This is a genomic window from Alkaliphilus flagellatus (assembly GCF_018919215.1).
Taxonomy (GTDB): domain Bacteria; phylum Bacillota; class Clostridia; order Peptostreptococcales; family Natronincolaceae; genus Alkaliphilus_B; species Alkaliphilus_B flagellatus.
Genome location: NZ_JAHLQK010000002.1, coordinates 383,532 through 400,172, shown reverse-complemented (window position 1 = coordinate 400,172; position 16,641 = coordinate 383,532). Strand labels below are relative to the sequence as shown.

Here is a 16,641-nt window from a genome sequence, read left to right as displayed (position 1 = left end):
AGTAGTTTTTACATTGCTATAAATGCCTAGAAAAGCATTTATCTTTTCTAGGCATTTATTTTAAATTAAGATCCCTTCAACAGATAATTTTTCTGTCCATAAAATCTTTATATATTTAACTTTAATTTCATCGTCTTTAGCCTTAACATCAGACTTTACATATACGTCTATATCTCCAACTTTATACATATAGTACTTATCTATGTCTTGAGGTTTTCCCATCGAAACCGATGGTTGTGGCTCACCGGTGCCTCAGCTTGAGCATCCTTTTATCCAAATTTCTAATGTATTTTCTCCTTTAGACTTTAAAAATTTTAAAGCCTTGTTATCAACAGTAATTTTCATGTAAATCACCCCTGTTTAATTAATTATAATAATATATTTAAAACAATATTTTAAGCATCTACTTTAATTTCACTATTATATTTTTCTAGGTCTAATTCATTCATAAATTTACTAGATAATAATCCAGATAACATAGATCCACTTACATTAAGTGCTGTTCTACCCATATCTATTAGTGGTTCTATAGCTATTAAAAGTCCGACTAAGCCTACAGGTAAGCCCATGGCTGAAAAAACTGTTAGTGCTGCAAATGTAGCGCCACCGCCAACCCCTGCAATACCAAATGAAGCTAGAGTTGTTATAATAATTAGCTTAATTAAAAATGCTGGAGCCATAGGATTGATTCCTAGAGTCGGAGCTATCATAACTGCTAACATTGCAGGGTATATACCTGCACAGCCATTTTGTCCGATACTAGTTCCAAGTGATGCAGATAGGTTTGCATGACCATCAGACACACCTAACTTATCTATTTGAGTTTCTACGTTTAAAGGAAGCGTACCCGCACTTGATCTTGAAGAAAATGCAAACATTAAAGTAGTTGCAGATTTTTTCAGGTAGATAAGTGGATTTAATCCAAATATTGATAAAATTATTAGATGGATTACAAACATAATTATTAGAGCCACATAAGATGCTATTACAAACTGAACTAATCTCAATATTTCACTAAAATTACTAGATGAAACTATTCGAGTCATTAATGCTAATACTCCATATGGAGTTAATCTCAATACCATAGTAACCATACGCATAATAACATCGTGCAGTGCTTTAATTATGTTTGCGAACAACTCGGCAGATTCTGGTTTAGAATACCTAATTTCTAAAGTAGCTATAGCTAAAAAAGCTGCAAATACTACAACTGATAATGTAGCAGAGCTACCTTGACCCGTCATAGAATAAAATGGATTTATAGGTATTATTTCTACAATTTGCTCTTGTATCGGCTTTGCTTGGAATGATTCAAGATTAGTTTCTAATCTTTCAGAAGCTCTTTGCTCACTTTCACCTGATTGTAATCCTTCAGCAGATAAATTGAAAATTTTTGCAGTACCAGCACCTATAAATGCTGATATAGCAGTTGTAATTAAAAGTACAGCAAGTATTAGAATCGCCATTTTTCCTAAATTTTTAGATTTTTGATTAACTATAGCACTAGTTATAGATATAAATATAAGTGGAATTACTATCATACGAAGCAATCTTACATACCCTGTACCTACAACAGCAAACCAGCTATTAGATTTAGATACTACTTCAGAGGAGTCACCATAGATTAATTGTAATATAGCACCAAATACTATTCCAACAGCAAGTGCTAAAAGTACCCTAGTTGTAAAAGAAAAGTTCATCTTTTTCATCGTCATAAGTCCATAAATAATGGCAGCCATTACAACGATATTAATCCCTACCAATAAAGTTGTACTCATTTTTATTCCTCCCATTCTTTTTTAACCCATATGAAAGTATGTAGGCTTTAATACATAATCTCATATGTATTTTAATAAATAAGGACTTCTTTGATTTTGAGTAGAACCATTTGTTCTATTTATTCCTAAATTCAAAGCGAAGTCACACTATATATAAAATATTCTATATAATTCAATTTAGAACAGGTTGATTTGTTAGCTATATAAATAAAACCCATCTAAAACTATTTAATATAGGTTTTAGATGGGTTTTATAAATTAATTATAAAATCAATAAAATATTCTATCGGTTTATTTCTTAAGATTTTTTCCAGATAACTCTATAGATCTATTAATTAGAATCTCCATAGCATCTATGCAGTACTTTTTAACTTCAGCACTTAGGTTAATACTGGATAGCTCAGTACATGCTATAATAACACATTTACAATTCTCTTCTTCTATAAAATCCATTATTAAGGATTCCAGTTTACTAGCATCTTCCGTTAAGCCGCCTTTAACATTATCATATATTATTTTCATAGTTTGATCTTGAACACTTTCACTTGGAACAAGTAGTTTAATATTATATTTATCACATGCTTTTTCATATATTCCACTATTTATAGTTCCTTTAGTTCCTAGTATACCTACTTTACTTTTTTCACCATATTTGTTATATACATCTTTGGCAGTTTCCTCTATCATATTTATTATATTAATATCTGTCATATTTTTAATATCATCATAGAAGTAATGTGCCGTATTACATGGTATAGCTATATTATCGACTCCAGCCATTTCAAGTAGCCTTATGTCCTCTTTAATATGTTCTAAAAAAACTTCTCCTGTATTTTCAAAAATAGCAGTAGTCCTATCTGGCAGGGTAGCATGGTTAAGTATAATCATATTTATATGATCTTGGTCTTTATTTGCATCTGTATTTTCAATTATCTTTTCAAAAAATACTGATGTTGCTTTAGGTCCCATGCCACCTATTACACCTAAATTCTTATATTTCATATTTTTACCTACCTTACCTCTTTTAAATTATCTTTCATTACAGCAAGTTGCTTTAATGCGATTTCTGCTCCAAAATCCATCCCTTGACAGCCTGCTAATAAAATTAAATCTCCTGTTTTAGCATTAGAAATAGCATGAGATATAGAATCTGGTAGCTCATCATATAAGTTAACCTTAATTTTTGCTTTATCCATTACTTCTTGGAATGCCTGCAGTTCTTCATCTGTAACTCTATCCTTAGAAGTTACGTGGGATACACTCTTAGTAGCAGTTATTTCATTTAATCCAAGCTTAGATGCCCATTTTACAATAGTTTCAGCATTCTCTCTATTTACTGTAGGTCCTCTTTCCCCTCTTATTGCATAAACAACATGAAGTTTTTCATAATCCATATACTTTAGTGTCTCCAAAGTAACATCTATATTTCCAGAATTAGCGAAGTGATCATCAATAATTTTAATATCTTCTTCAAAGATAAACTGGAATCTTCTTTCAACACCTGCGAAAGTTTTTAATGTTTTTTGTATTGTAGAAATAGATACTCCACATAAAAGTGCTATTGTAATAGCTACCATAGAGTTATATACAGAATGTAGCCCTGGTACTGATAGCTGTACTTCAAATTCTGTTGGTTCATATGAAGTACCGTTTATTTCAAAAGATTTTAAGATTTCTAGTACAAATTTAGCTCTTCCAGTAGTTAAATCTAAATTTTTACAAGCAATATGGCCTTCTCTACTATTAACACCAAATGTTATAACTTGAGCCTTTGTTTCATTTATAAGCGATGCTGAGTAAGGACAATCTAAGTTAAGAACAGCAAAGCTCTTTTCGCTAGCATTCCTTATTAAACTAGATTTAGCTTCAAAGTATTTTTCAAAAGAACCATGAGAATCAATATGCTCTCGACTTATATTATTTAATGTAACAATATCATAATCAACATCTTCAACACGATAAGTCTCTAAAGCAGCAGATGAAACCTCCATAGTTACGTGGGAAACATGCTTGTCTACCATTTGGCTTAAATAATATTGTAAATCTAAAGACTCTGGTGTTGTAAGTTCAGCAGGAGTACAATAATCATCCATCTTTATTAATACAGTTCCAATTAATCCTGTTTTAAGCCCTTCATTTTCTAACATGGCATTTGTCATAAATGAAGTAGTTGTTTTACCATTAGTAGCAGTAATTCCTATCATTTTCATTTTTTTAGATGGATTATTATAAAAAGCTGCACCTAATCTAGCTAATGCTATCCTACTATTTTCAACAACATATTGAGGAATGCTTATATCCGCTTGAAACTCTTCAACAATAGCAGCTACTGCCCCATTCTCTATAGCTTGAGGCAAATATTTGTGTCCGTCAGTTTTATATCCTTTTATACAAACAAACAGGTGTCCATTAGTTACCTTTTTAGAATGATATGAAATTCCATCAATATTTAAGTCTTTTTCATTATAAGACTTTTTAATCTGTATAGATTTAAGCAGATTTTCTAATCTTACCATTTATTATTCCTCTTTTCTACCTTCTTATAATCTGTCTTTTACTCAGATTATTTATCTTTTAAATAGTTTACTAGCCATCATTTTAAAAAAGCTAAAAGTCGGCTTAGGGTCATCTAGACTCCATATTGCATAAGCCTTAGGCTTAAATAATGAGCTTATTACATCACCTAAAGAAAGTTGTCCAGTTTTAATATAGTCTCTTATAGCTAACAAATCTTCATATAGGTACCAAAATACTCGATTTGTATTTTCTGTAATAGCTTTAGGTTCTAAAGGTTCTCCTGTTAATTCTCTATAAGTTATATATGGAATATTAAGTCCAACTTTATATAATAAACTATTAAAGTTTGTAATTCTTACATTGATTTCTATTAAGTAATATTTCCCTGTTTCAGCATCTTTTTTAAATTCTATTTCAGCAAATCCCTTATATCCTATATCTTCTAAAAATTTAGCACCAATTTCATAAAGCTCTGGAATATACTTTTGTCCGGTGTAAACAGATGCTCCAAAGTTTATAGGATATTGACGAAACTTCTGACAGGTTGTCCAGTGAGTTACCTTTGCATCCTGATTTAAATATGCATCAAATGTATGCATATGATCATCAAAGCCTGGTATAATTCTTTGCACAATTACTTCTAGTTCTGCATTATGTGCTTTTTCTAAAGCTTCCTCTAATTCTTTCCTATTATTAACTTTAAATATCTTTCTTCTAAATTTTGCTACAAAAGATGATGAATCTGTAGGCTTAACTATACAAGGATATTTAATTATAGTTTCTATTTTTTCAAAAAAATTATCCTCATTTACCCTAACTGTTTCTGGTACAAGAACTCCTTTTTCTGTTGCTAGTCGATGTAATGTTTCTTTATTCATTGCCCTAGTGTATAATCCCTTTTCAGTTTGTGGGATAAGATAATATTCTTTTAATTCATCTAAATATTCATCAATAACCTCAACATATGAATCATGACAGGGAATAAGTACAGGAGGTGCACTTTGTTTCCTTGCATAATCCTTTAAAAAACTAATAAAATCTTCTTTATTTTGTCTATAGTGAGGTGCAATAAGCTTTTCTGAACAATATTTAGATTCTGCACCATATCTATTCTTATCTGAATAATCTACAGCTACAGTATATATACCATGAATACCTAAACAACGAATCGTACTTAAACCTATATAATAATTTGAACCTAAAATTACAGCCTTATTTTTATTTTCCATAAAATCACCCCATATATATCATAAACAAACATTATATTATTAACTGAATATATATATAGTGCCACATTAACAAAGAGTTTACAACTATTTTTTGGATAAGCAGGTATACTGGTGTATGTTAATTATTGGTATTAGTATGCTCCTAAAGAACATCCACTATGAGGAATATAACAAATATATCTGGTTTAATATAATTGATTATTTTATCATATAAATCTGTAGTCTCATGATGATATTCATGGCCTGTGTTAAGTAAAAACTAAAAGAATTTTAATTTAAAAGACAAAAACAAGTGTTTTTTTTATCCAAGCACACGGCTTTGAAAAACAAATAAAATGCTTAATCAAAAAATGAGAGCTGAACATCTTTATACCCCTGCTTATAATTTTTGATAATATCATTCATCCTATAAAAAATACCATGTCTGTCACATTCACCTCGAAACAATTTCCATAGCTCCTTTGCCTTTGGAGAAGGGCATTCATAGGCATTTCCAAATTGCCTAATGTATTTCTCTTTAATGAATGGAAAGCGTTCTTCCAACTTATTATAATACCATTCCCTCTGATTTTGTCGTAAGGTCACTCCGAAAGCAGGGTATATAAATTTTGCTCCATTTTCATGTGCAAGCTTAACAATGCTACTGATGTTTTCTTCATTATCTTCTATAAATGGAAGTACAGGCATTAACAATATGCCTGTAAAAATACCATTATCAGTCAGTTTTTTTATTGTGGCAAATCGTTGCGATGATTCAGCCACATTTGGCTCAATCTTTTTACACAATTGATCATCAGTGGTTGTGATTGTCATCTTGATAATCACTGGAGAATGTACTGCTATTGCTTTTAGAATATCTATATCTCTTGAAATCAAATCACTTTTTGTAGCAATAGAAACTCCGAACCGATAACGATCAATCAGCTCAAGTGCCCCTCTTGTTAGCTTAAACTCTTTCTCAAATGGATTATATGGATCACTCATTGATCCAGTGCCGATAACACCAGTTTTACGTTTTGATTTAAGCTCACGTGCAATTAAGGCAAGTGCATTTTCTTTTGCCCTTACCTCATCAAAGTTCTCTACACGATAACATTCACTACGACTATCGCAGTAGATGCAGCCATGGCAACAACCCTTATAAATATTCATATTGTAATTATTCCCAAACCAAGAATTATTAGTAGCATAGCTTGAAATGATTGTTTTTGCCTTAATAAACTCCATTTTACAATCCCCGTTCGGCAAGAAAGTTTCTAAACTTCTTTTCCGATAACACTTCGTTAGTTACAAATTTGCCATCATAAAAAAGACTGTATGTTGTAAATGGTGCAGGTGAGTTTTGTGCCTGCTCTTTTGTTTGATACTTTATTAGAGTAAAGTCAATACCTTCTATACCAGCGATTTCCGTAAGCAGGGTGGCGTATTTTTCAGTATGTGGACACTGATTCGAATAATATAAGACGATTCCCATCTTATCAATTACACCCTTTTTACAGCATTCTTTTAATCTTGGTTTTTCTGCATCCTTTTCAAAAGGTAGATACAGCAGTTCAAAATAAGGATCAGCAACATCGCATAATTGAAAGCCCTTATATTTCAAATATTTGGGATCCGATAAAAAAGGCATCTTCTTTTTTGAGGAAAGAATGACCAATCCTTTCTTTCCATACTGCTTTGAATCTTTGATACATTCTTCTAACAGCTTATTCCCGTAACCTTGTCCTTTAAACTTGCCTGAAACCCAGAAACAGTTAATAAACATATATCCATCAGCTTCTACAGGACACCAAGCATTTTCAGCAGGAATATACTCAATAAAAACCTTCCCCCGCACATCAAGCTTTTTAAAGATCAATCCATCATCAAAGCGCTCCTTCATCCATGCTTTTTTTAGGGAAGCACAGCTTTCTCCTTTTTTATCTGTAATTGCACAGCAAATATGCTCCATATCAATATTATGATAATCAACTTTTATAATCTTCATTTTACTTCACCTCAGCTTCAATCTTATACCGTAATACGGTTTTAAGTTTATTAGATGGCACTGTAACGATAACTGGACTTTTTTTCGGAAGATATAGATCTTTATAGTCTTTTTTATAATCTAATTTATTCATATATTTCCTCCTAATTAATTCAAAGAAATGTACATATGAATTTCTGCATAATTCATATCCTATCCCTTTGCACTACAAATTTTGCATATTTCCCCCCAGGTTATAATCAGTATATCATTAATAAATTGACACCTAGGTGTCATATTATAGATATTTTTTCAATCCATTTTCAAGTCTTCTTTTTATAGTATCCCGAACATGCTTTGGTTCTAAAACCTCTGCAAAATCACCATAGGACAGCACATAAGAATATATCCATTCACCCTCTGGAAAAATTGCAGTTACAGTAAAACTTCCATCCAAGTTTTTCAAAATGTATTCTGGATTAAATTCATCATAAATCCTATAGGCCATTTTACCCTCAATTTTTAAAACAAGCTCCACTATTTTATTATTATGATCTTGAAAACCATTGTAAATATTGTTAGGACTCTCTCTCCTAAAGGTTTCATTTAATTGACTCAAATTTTTTATCCGTGTGATTTTAAATAGTCTAAAATCATTTTTAGACCTACAAAATCCATAAATATACCAGCTTTGTTCTTTAAAAATAAGCCTTATAGGCTCAATGGTTCTTTTCGTTTTTTCACCATAAGAGCTAAAATAATCAAAGATTAGAACATTTCCATTTTGAATAGCTGTTTTTAGTAAGTTAAATTTTTGCCGTTCATTCTCATCACTCCCCCAATGAGAAAAATCAACATCAATCCAATTCATACTTTGCTTTTTAAAAAGAGTGCTTAATTTGTGAAGCACAGGCTCTATATCAGGAAATTGCACAGCATTTAGTGTTTGTAAACTCATCAATATTTCATTTTGCTCCTGTTCAGAAAGAATGGATTTATTCAACACAAAATTATCCAACAGACTAATACCTCCGCCTTTTCCCTTATTCGTATAAATTGGTATTCCAGCAGCTGAAAGTGTTTCAATATCCCGATAAATCGTTCGCTGTGAGACTTCAAAATGTTCAGATAGCTCTTTTGCGGTTATTCTTTTTTTGCCCAATAAAATATATATAATTTCAAATAATCTATTCATTTGCATTTTTCATCACCTAAGTATAGAATATCACAATTATATGACAACACCATGTCATATTACACCTTGTATAAAGATTAATTTTAAAATAAAGTAGCCACAATTAAAAAATTCTCCACTTCAATAACAAAAACTACATATTTTCCAGTAGGCAATGATAATGAGATAAATCATGCTAAATATAGCAAATTATAATTTTATTGAAAATAATAATCATTAATGTTTAGGATCGATTTATTTGGGAATATATATATTGGACAAGTATTAAATTACAATAACATATGATTGATAAGGAGGGTTTTATTATGGCAGAAAGAATGGTTGGGTTAAAAGCACCTTTTTTTGCAATGAACACAGCTAACGGTGATGGTAAGGATTTTGGAAAGGTTTCTTTAGATGATTATAAAGGAAAGTGGTTAGTAATGTTCTTTTATCCACTAGACTTTACCTTTGTATGCCCGACAGAAATTACAGCAATAAACAAAAGACTAGCGGACTTTAATAAGCTTAATACAGAGGTGCTTGGTGTAAGTACAGATAGTGAGCATTCCCACAAAGCTTGGATAAATGCAGCTCAAGATCAAGGTGGATTAGGACAACTATCCTTCCCATTAGCTTCTGATATGACTCACCAAGTAGCTAAGGATTATGGTGTACTAATAGAGGAAGAAGGAATTGCCTTAAGAGGATTATTTATTATAGACCCTGAAGGAGTACTTAGATATTCAGTAGTACACGATTTAAATGTTGGACGAAGTGTAGATGAAACATTAAGAGTACTTCAAGGTCTACAATCTGGCGGACTATGCCCTATTGACTGGAATCCTGGAGACGATACTCTATAAAAATAGTACTCCCCCAGATACTTAAGTATCTGGGGGCTTTTTAAGCTATAATTTATGTTTTGCCTGTATCTGTTGCTTCCAAGCATGCATACCTAGTGAAAGTCCTATCACTCCATAAGCTACGAAGGCTCTAAAAAACTCTCCCAGCTGTGGGTCACCAAATAAATTCCTACCTGCTAGTGGCGAAACAATAAATAATGTATGAAATAAAACTGTACCTAATAAGGCCTGACCAATGGTTGCCTTAGTTACTGAGGCTCCTCCTATTAGAAGAGCTGCTATTGCAAACATACCTACCTGCTCATGGCTACCATATGTACTAAAGGTACCAAGATTTTGAAGATAAATAATCTGTCCCCATGCGGCAAGTACTGTAGAAATTACGATTGCAATAACTCTAATTTTATTAGAGTTAATACCAGATACGGTTGCAATATGCATATCTTGGCCAACGGATTTAAAATCTTGCCCAATCTTTGTTTTTGAAATAAATATATTAAACAAGCATAATAGGGTAATTAAAACTCCTGTTGCTATTGGTACTTTCACATTATTAATCATAATTAATTCTAACAAAATTTTTCTTGCAAATTCTGAGGAATTTCCAAAGGATTGAAACAATGCAGAAGCATTCATAGATATAATACTAAAAATTATTAATAATAGGCTAGTTACACCAATGGTCTTATATTTTTTATTATTAAATTCTTTTAGATATCTAGTTTTGTAATATTTGCAAATAATGTATATAGCTAAAACAACTGAAAGTAATAATACAAACATAGGAAATGAAAGCTTAAAAATATCATCCAAACCATATTTCAATTTGCCAGTTAGGTCTATTGTAGTTCTAACCCCTACCCCAGTGCTTAAAATAAGTTCCTCATTTTTCATAGGAATTATAGATCCAACTAAAATAAGAAATACCATTTGATAAATACCATTCGCAAAAAAACCTAAAATTAAGCTTGTTATCATTTCCTGCCCCTTAGTATTATTTAATAGCTTTCCTGTTAAATATCCAAAAATAATTGCTAAGGGTGCTGCTATTACTGCACACAGTAGAATCCCTTGCCATCCTGTAATTCCCCAATGAGCCACTGCAATAATAGCTGCTTGCCCAGCCATTGCACCCAAAACTATAGCAAAGTTTAGACCCATTCCTGCTAGTACTGGAATAATAAGGGCTAATACTAAAAATGCATTTCTAGAAATTCTAGTAATAATATCATTTAAATAAAAAGAAAATGTTAATCCTGAAGCCTTAAATCCGATCAAACAAAGTACTGCAAATACCACTGTTACCATATGATTTGTTAGTAAGTTCTTTATTTTTTCCTTTAAATTATCCTTTTGATTTTCAGTGTCATTTATTTTATCAATCATATTATTCACCTCCACGAACTTGTGTAAGTGCATATAAAATTATACCATTACTTACTATAATTCTTGTTATTTCCGCTAGGCTTCCTAAGGTCATAATTTTATTTGCAACTGGCAATGCAACAACTAAAAGAGATTGAAATAGAAAGGTTCCTATTAACACATTAGAGATTGATGCCTTTTTTACAGTAGCTCCACCAATTAATATAGCAGCTACAGCTGCAAAGCCCATAAACATCGGTGCTTGATATAATTGAAGGAAACCAAAACTTTGAGAGTAAACTATAATACCTATTGCCCCTAAAATAGTGGACAATATTGTACCTATTATTCTATGTTTGTTAACATTAATTCCAGCTGCCATAGCAAATCTAGGATTATCCCCCGCAGCCTTCATGGCAACACCTGTTTTACTTCTTAGAAAAATCCAAACAATACCACAAAGAGCTAATGTGAATAAAATTAAGCCCGTAGGAATAGTTATACTACCTATATTAAAAGTTGCAAAATCATTTAATATTTTATCAAATCTACCTGCTAGGGATATGGTAGTTCTGACACCCTTACCTATAGGCCAAGCCATTTCTGGACTCTTAAAGGGTAGAATCATCCAACCGATACTCATTAAAGATACCGCTGAAAACCCTACATATGTTGCTACCATCATTTCTGAGCCCTTTACCTTATTTAAAAGCCAACCGTATCCAAATCCAACTATTGCAGCAAGTGGTATAGAAAACAATACAGCTGCAAAAAATCCTATCCCTCCGGAAAGGTTTAGCTCTATACTTATAAGTCCACCTAAAAGACCACAAAGTATTCCTAAAGGCAGGCCAAAATTCAATCCCACACCACTTAATATACCTGGAACCATGGCTAAGACTAATACACCATTCATTCCTGTTCTAACTAAGGAATCTTTAATTAATTCTCCAAAAGGTATTTTCACAATAGCTGCTAAAATAGAAAGAAAAATTAAAAACCCTACAATAATAATTCGAGGAAGACCAAACTTTTCAATAAATTGCTTTACTCTCTCTTTCAATTTATTCAACTCCTTTGCTAAGGGTTTCCAACTTATTGCCTGCCATCATCAACCCATAGTTAGCATCACTGTCATCTGGTTTTAATATACCTTGTATTTTACCTTCGGTTACGATAGCTATTCTATTACATATTGATCTTAATTCAGAAAGCTCACTAGAAGTCATAACTATTGTCATTCCTAATTCCTTATTAAGCTTAACTAATGTTTCTAAAACTAATTTTTTAGCCCCAACATCTATCCCTCTAGTAGGCTCAGAAATAAATAAAATAGTAGGCTCTAATGTAAGAGCTCTAGCAATACAAACTTTTTGTTGATTTCCTCCACTTAACCTTCTTGTAATCTGAGTTGGGCCAGTACATCTAATATCTAAATCCTTTATCATTTTTAAACTATATTCCCTAATTTCCTTTGATTTTATTTGAGTAAATGGTCCATAATTTTTAATATACTTTCTTTGATTATGCATAGCTGTAATAACAATATTTAATTCGATAGATGAGTCCAAAAGCAAGCCTGTGCCCCTTCTATCTTCAGATACAAAAGCTAAATTATTTTTAAGAGCTTCCTTAGGATCACCTAACTTAAGCTCTCTCTCCTTTAAATAAACTTCTCCACTAGCAGGATACAGTCCCATAACTCCATTAGCAATACCAATCTTTCCTTGACCCGCCAAACCTCCAATTCCTAAAATCTCACCTTCTTTAATATCTAGGTTCACTCCCTTTACTTCTTCGCCAGGCATATGTACAGTTAAGTTTTTAATAGATAATATTGTACTTTTATTCTGGATACTACTAGTAGTATTGTTTAAAATTCCATCTATTTTTCTTCCAACCATTAACTCTGCAAGTTCTAATGGATTAGTATCTTGCTTTTTAACCTTTGCTACAAGTTCTCCATCCCGTAAAATAGTTATATTATCAGCTACTTCCATTACCTCTTCTAGTCTATGGGTAATAAAAAGAATCGCAATCCCAGAGTCAGCAATTTTTTTCATAGCCTTCAAAAGTCTACTGGCTTCGCTTTCTGTAAGAACGGCAGTAGGTTCATCAAATACAATAATTTTTAAATTCTTCTTATCCAGTTCCCTTGCTATTTCAATGAACTGCATATAGCCAACAGGTAATCCTGCGACCTTTACCCACTCATCCACATCCATTCCTACCGTATCTAGGGCTGCTCTAGCATCCTTACTCATATTTTTAAAATCCAATATCTTTAATTTTGACCCTAAAAATTTATTTATAAAATTATCCTTATTTATTTCTCTATTAAGCTTTATGTTTTCAGTAATTGAATATCCTGGTATTAACATAAATTCTTGATGTACCATACCAATACCTAGCTCCATAGCCTCTATAGGGGACTTAACATGGGTAATTTCATTATCTATTAGCACATCCCCTTCAAACCCGCCTGTTGAGTGAATTACAGACATTCCAAAAAGTATATTCATTAATGTAGACTTACCTGCTCCATTTTCACCTAACAGAGCATGGATTTCTCCTGGTTTAACGCATAAATCCACCCCTTTTAGCACACGGGTTCCGTAATATTCCTTTGCAATATTATTCATCTGTAATACATACTCTTCCTTTTCCAACGCTTATACCTCCTTTGTTATTACTCATAAGGAATTAATAGTACAAGATTGCCATCTACTGGCAATCTTGTAGGTAGAAATTTAATTTTTAAAATTTACACTTTTCTAGAAGGTTAAAAAATAATATGATCTGAAAGATATAGGAAATAGTTGTTATGACCTTCATACTCTGTTAATTGAACAGAAGCACCTGCTATTTTTTCTAGAACTTCAACAAGTTTTTCTTTATCCACTTTTCCATTTGTCTTACCTTCTAAGTAAGCTCTAGCATATTCTACTCCACCTTCAATAAACATCATGTTTACAGGAACTGGCCAAGTAGCAACTCTTCCTTTCATTCCAGCTTCTTCAACTTTCTTGCCTATTTCATCGATTATATAACTTAAATCCCCCGCCTTTTCATCAGGAACAGCAATACCTAGTGCAGCTGGCATTGCATGATAAGGAGACGGACAACATTGTACTGGGAATATAGCTCCACCTTCTACACTTTGTCTAATAAGAGGTTCCATCATAGCACAATTAGTAGCAAAGAAGGCTGTATCTTTACCATATTCAGCAATTTTTCTTGGCACATCTTCAATAATGAATTGTTGTGTTCCAGGAACTCCTGCATCACCTGTTGGGTCTGGGGCATCCTCTTGCACAAATTTCATACCTAGTTCTTCTGCCTTAGCCTTCATTCTATCTCTTCTTACAGCTAAGAATTCAATAGACATATGTCTTGGGAATGTGTAGTGGACTAAAGTTTTTGCACCCATATTATAAGCATGCTCTGCTATTTGTTCTCCTCTACCTAAATCATCTGTGTTCAGTACAATATCACCCTTAGATGCAATAACATCTTGATCTTCTTGGGGGGATCCTAATATAAATAGCATATCTGGTCTAATCTCTCTAACTCTGTCAACAGCTGCTGCTGCACCTGGTACAGCTTGAGTCATAACAATAGCTTTTACATCTGGGTCAGATGCCATAGCCATCATATTAGTAATCGTAGTTTCCTGCTCTTGCATAAAGCGATCTGGATACGTACTGGTAACAATCATATCACCGTATTTTGCCTTCATATTTTCAGCCGCTCTAAACTCCTCTTCACCTTGAGATACCGTACCAGACATAATACCTATTTTATATTTAGGTACTGCCGCTGTGCCTTGCTTGTTCCCACAAGCTGCTAGGCTCAAAATCATAATTAATGCTACTAGTAACACTAAAAATCTTTTCAAAATTTTCATCCCCTTTAATAATTTCTTTTTTAACTTAACACTTTCTACAGGGTTTGCTATTTCATATAAATATCAAGAGAGTAGATATAGGAAACAATATGCAAATTTGAAATTCCATAATTTTAAATATTCTGATAATTTCTTATATAGAGAAAGTGTTTAGTTAATTTAATTAGTCTGTCCTTTTCTTATTTCTATTCTTATATTCTTTTAAATAGAACTATAGAAATTAAATATTAATAAATCACCTAGTATCTATTTTAAAATAGATACTAGGTGATTTATATATTTTTAAATGTTTATAATAATTTTAGCCTTTTATTGCTATGCAACTTGTTCAATTACATTGCACATCCATTTATTCGATAAAAATCTTTTAACCTCAAAGATTGCTTTTATAATTTCTTCTGTACAGATAATAAAGTATACCATAGGCAATGATACTTTAAAATAGACTGCGGCAACAAATGAAAGTGGAATTGCATATAGCCATAGGGTAACTCCCTGGACTATCATAGAATATGTTGTATCTCCTCCGCCTCTAAATACACCAATTATCATAAGAACATTAAAGAAGCGTAGTGGACAAAATACTGCCATAATTCTTAAAACCATAAGGGTCGATTCATATGTTGTATGGCTAATATTAAAGGATTGTAAAATAAAAGGAGCAGAAACCCATATACCTATTCCTATCAATATTCCAATAAAAGGTGATAATACTCCTAGTTTAAATGCATAGTCCTTAGCTATATCTTCATTCTCTGCCCCAATCTGAGTTCCTATCATTATAGCAGAGGCACTAGCTAAACCAATACATACTACCATAAAAATATTACTTATTGTAGTTGCAATTTGCATCCCAGCTACAGCACTAATACTTATTTTAGCATAAACAACTGAATAGGCTGTCATACCTAAAGCCCATATAATTTCATTTATAATTACTGAATAGGATGTCCTAAAGTATACCATTACAAATTCTCTATTAAAGCTAAATATTTCTCTAAGCTTTACACTAATAATATTATTAACCCCATATACTCTGCTTAAAACGTAAAGCATTTCCGCTCCTCTCGCTATAGTTGTAGCTATAGCTGCACCCTTAACACCCATGGCGGGAAAGCCCAAGTTTCCAAAAATTAATACCCAGTTTAAAATAGCATTACAAGCAACCCCTATTAAGCTAGCATACATCGGAGTATTTGGTTGTTCTGTACTTCTCAATGCAGTAGAATATGCTTGTGTAATACTTGTCATAATAAAACTAGCAGCAACAAATCTTAAATAAGTAGTACCTAAAGCAATAACATGTTGATCTTTAGTAAACACTTTAATTACAAAACTAGGAAATACCAGCCCCACAATTGAAAATACAATAGCTGTTAATAACCCTAATATAATATTTAAACCTAATACCTTTTTTATTCTATCTATATTCTTTTTTCCCCAATATTGAGACATAAATATACTGGCTCCAGCATTAATACCAGATAAACATAACATAAAAATAAAAAAGAACTGATTGATTAAGCCTACAGCAGCAATTTCTGTTTCTCCTAGCTTACCAATCATCAAATTATCAATTAGATTAAGGGATGAACTGATCAGATTTTGAAAAGTAATCGGTAAAGCTAGTGTAAATAATAAAATAAAAAATTTCTTATCTTTTAGTAGTTTCTTCATATCTTATTCCTCCTCTGCCTACAAAAATAAAAAAACAGAAGCAACTGGGTGTTTTATAAAGCTGCCCATGTGCTTCTGATTATTTATCAATTATGATTTTGGAAAAATCTACTTATGTATTATAACCAAATGTTATTATTATGTCAACAGAGAATATTTATT

At 32.0% G+C, this 16,641-nt stretch carries 15 protein-coding genes; 1 reads left to right on the top strand and 14 read right to left on the bottom strand.

Annotated features, from left to right (window positions below; translation table 11 throughout):
• Nucleotides 1–60: 60 nt before the first annotated feature.
• The 9 genes from KQI88_RS18445 to KQI88_RS06740 all read right to left on the bottom strand — a co-directional run bounded on the left by KQI88_RS18445 (nt 61) and on the right by KQI88_RS06740 (nt 8,685).
• The gene (locus KQI88_RS18445) at nt 61–345 is read right to left on the bottom strand and encodes a CC/Se motif family (seleno)protein (RefSeq protein WP_330656103.1); all 285 of its coding nucleotides are present in this window, start codon (nt 343–345) and stop codon (nt 61–63) included.
• Nucleotides 346–395: 50 nt separating this feature from the next.
• A complete protein-coding gene (locus KQI88_RS06770) occupies nt 396–1,778 on the bottom strand; it encodes an L-cystine transporter (RefSeq protein WP_216415592.1) in 1,383 nt (460 codons plus the stop codon).
• 291 nt (nt 1,779–2,069) lie between these two features.
• Nucleotides 2,070–2,780, bottom strand: coding sequence for a cysteate racemase (gene cuyB, locus KQI88_RS06765; RefSeq protein WP_216415591.1), 711 nt, complete (start codon nt 2,778–2,780; stop codon nt 2,070–2,072).
• Nucleotides 2,781–2,788: 8 nt separating this feature from the next.
• Entirely contained in the window at nt 2,789–4,294 is a 1,506-nt protein-coding gene (locus tag KQI88_RS06760; RefSeq protein ID WP_216415590.1) for a Mur ligase family protein, read from the bottom strand.
• A 51-nt stretch (nt 4,295–4,345) separates the two neighbouring features.
• Complete coding sequence (locus tag KQI88_RS06755) at nt 4,346–5,524, bottom strand: carboxylate--amine ligase (protein WP_216415589.1); 1,179 nt, start codon at nt 5,522–5,524, stop codon at nt 4,346–4,348.
• A 339-nt stretch (nt 5,525–5,863) separates the two neighbouring features.
• Nucleotides 5,864–6,751 (bottom strand): SPL family radical SAM protein, encoded by an 888-nt coding sequence (locus KQI88_RS06750; RefSeq protein WP_216415588.1) that lies wholly within the window; start codon nt 6,749–6,751, stop codon nt 5,864–5,866.
• A gap of 1 nt (nt 6,752) precedes the next feature.
• Nucleotides 6,753–7,511, bottom strand: coding sequence for an N-acetyltransferase (locus KQI88_RS06745; protein WP_216415587.1), 759 nt, complete (start codon nt 7,509–7,511; stop codon nt 6,753–6,755).
• A 1-nt stretch (nt 7,512) separates the two neighbouring features.
• Nucleotides 7,513–7,644: a hypothetical protein gene (locus tag KQI88_RS18295; protein ID WP_281417551.1), complete on the bottom strand. Its 132-nt coding sequence runs from the start codon at nt 7,642–7,644 to the stop codon at nt 7,513–7,515.
• A gap of 144 nt (nt 7,645–7,788) precedes the next feature.
• Nucleotides 7,789–8,685: a helix-turn-helix transcriptional regulator gene (locus KQI88_RS06740; RefSeq protein WP_330656101.1), complete on the bottom strand. Its 897-nt coding sequence runs from the start codon at nt 8,683–8,685 to the stop codon at nt 7,789–7,791.
• A 305-nt stretch (nt 8,686–8,990) separates the two neighbouring features.
• On the opposite strand from KQI88_RS06740, the gene KQI88_RS06735 reads away from it, so the two are divergent.
• On the top strand, nt 8,991–9,530 hold the full coding sequence (locus KQI88_RS06735; protein WP_216415585.1) for a peroxiredoxin: 540 nt from the start codon (nt 8,991–8,993) through the stop codon (nt 9,528–9,530).
• 45 nt (nt 9,531–9,575) lie between these two features.
• Here the strand turns inward: KQI88_RS06735 and KQI88_RS06730 are convergent, their stop codons facing one another.
• From KQI88_RS06730 to KQI88_RS06710, 5 genes are all read right to left on the bottom strand, one after another.
• Nucleotides 9,576–10,916, bottom strand: a complete 1,341-nt coding sequence (locus tag KQI88_RS06730) for an ABC transporter permease subunit (protein WP_216415584.1) — start codon at nt 10,914–10,916, stop codon at nt 9,576–9,578.
• Nucleotide 10,917: 1 nt separating this feature from the next.
• The gene (locus tag KQI88_RS06725; RefSeq protein WP_216415583.1) at nt 10,918–11,958 is read right to left on the bottom strand and encodes an ABC transporter permease subunit; all 1,041 of its coding nucleotides are present in this window, start codon (nt 11,956–11,958) and stop codon (nt 10,918–10,920) included.
• 1 nt (nt 11,959) lies between these two features.
• The gene (locus tag KQI88_RS06720) at nt 11,960–13,564 is read right to left on the bottom strand and encodes a sugar ABC transporter ATP-binding protein (RefSeq protein WP_330656100.1); all 1,605 of its coding nucleotides are present in this window, start codon (nt 13,562–13,564) and stop codon (nt 11,960–11,962) included.
• 113 nt (nt 13,565–13,677) lie between these two features.
• Nucleotides 13,678–14,802 carry a DUF3798 domain-containing protein gene (locus KQI88_RS06715; RefSeq protein WP_246579169.1) on the bottom strand — a complete coding sequence of 375 codons (1,125 nt, stop codon included), beginning with the start codon at nt 14,800–14,802 and terminating at the stop codon, nt 13,678–13,680.
• A 315-nt stretch (nt 14,803–15,117) separates the two neighbouring features.
• Nucleotides 15,118–16,479, bottom strand: coding sequence for an MATE family efflux transporter (locus KQI88_RS06710; protein ID WP_216415582.1), 1,362 nt, complete (start codon nt 16,477–16,479; stop codon nt 15,118–15,120).
• Nucleotides 16,480–16,641: the final 162 nt, after the last annotated feature.

Coding starts and splice junctions, on each gene's coding strand:
- KQI88_RS06715 (WP_246579169.1), bottom strand. CDS start 14,802: ATGAAAATTTTGAAAAGATTTTTAGTGTTACTAGTAGCATTAATTATG.
- KQI88_RS06730 (WP_216415584.1), bottom strand. CDS start 10,916: ATGATTGATAAAATAAATGACACTGAAAATCAAAAGGATAATTTAAAG.
- KQI88_RS06710 (WP_216415582.1), bottom strand. CDS start 16,479: ATGAAGAAACTACTAAAAGATAAGAAATTTTTTATTTTATTATTTACA.
- KQI88_RS06735 (WP_216415585.1), top strand. CDS start 8,991: ATGGCAGAAAGAATGGTTGGGTTAAAAGCACCTTTTTTTGCAATGAAC.
- KQI88_RS06745 (WP_216415587.1), bottom strand. CDS start 7,511: ATGAAGATTATAAAAGTTGATTATCATAATATTGATATGGAGCATATT.
- KQI88_RS06755 (WP_216415589.1), bottom strand. CDS start 5,524: ATGGAAAATAAAAATAAGGCTGTAATTTTAGGTTCAAATTATTATATA.
- KQI88_RS06760 (WP_216415590.1), bottom strand. CDS start 4,294: ATGGTAAGATTAGAAAATCTGCTTAAATCTATACAGATTAAAAAGTCT.
- KQI88_RS18295 (WP_281417551.1), bottom strand. CDS start 7,644: ATGAATAAATTAGATTATAAAAAAGACTATAAAGATCTATATCTTCCG.
- cuyB (WP_216415591.1), bottom strand. CDS start 2,780: ATGAAATATAAGAATTTAGGTGTAATAGGTGGCATGGGACCTAAAGCA.
- KQI88_RS06740 (WP_330656101.1), bottom strand. CDS start 8,685: ATGAATAGATTATTTGAAATTATATATATTTTATTGGGCAAAAAAAGA.
- KQI88_RS06750 (WP_216415588.1), bottom strand. CDS start 6,751: ATGGAGTTTATTAAGGCAAAAACAATCATTTCAAGCTATGCTACTAAT.
- KQI88_RS06770 (WP_216415592.1), bottom strand. CDS start 1,778: ATGAGTACAACTTTATTGGTAGGGATTAATATCGTTGTAATGGCTGCC.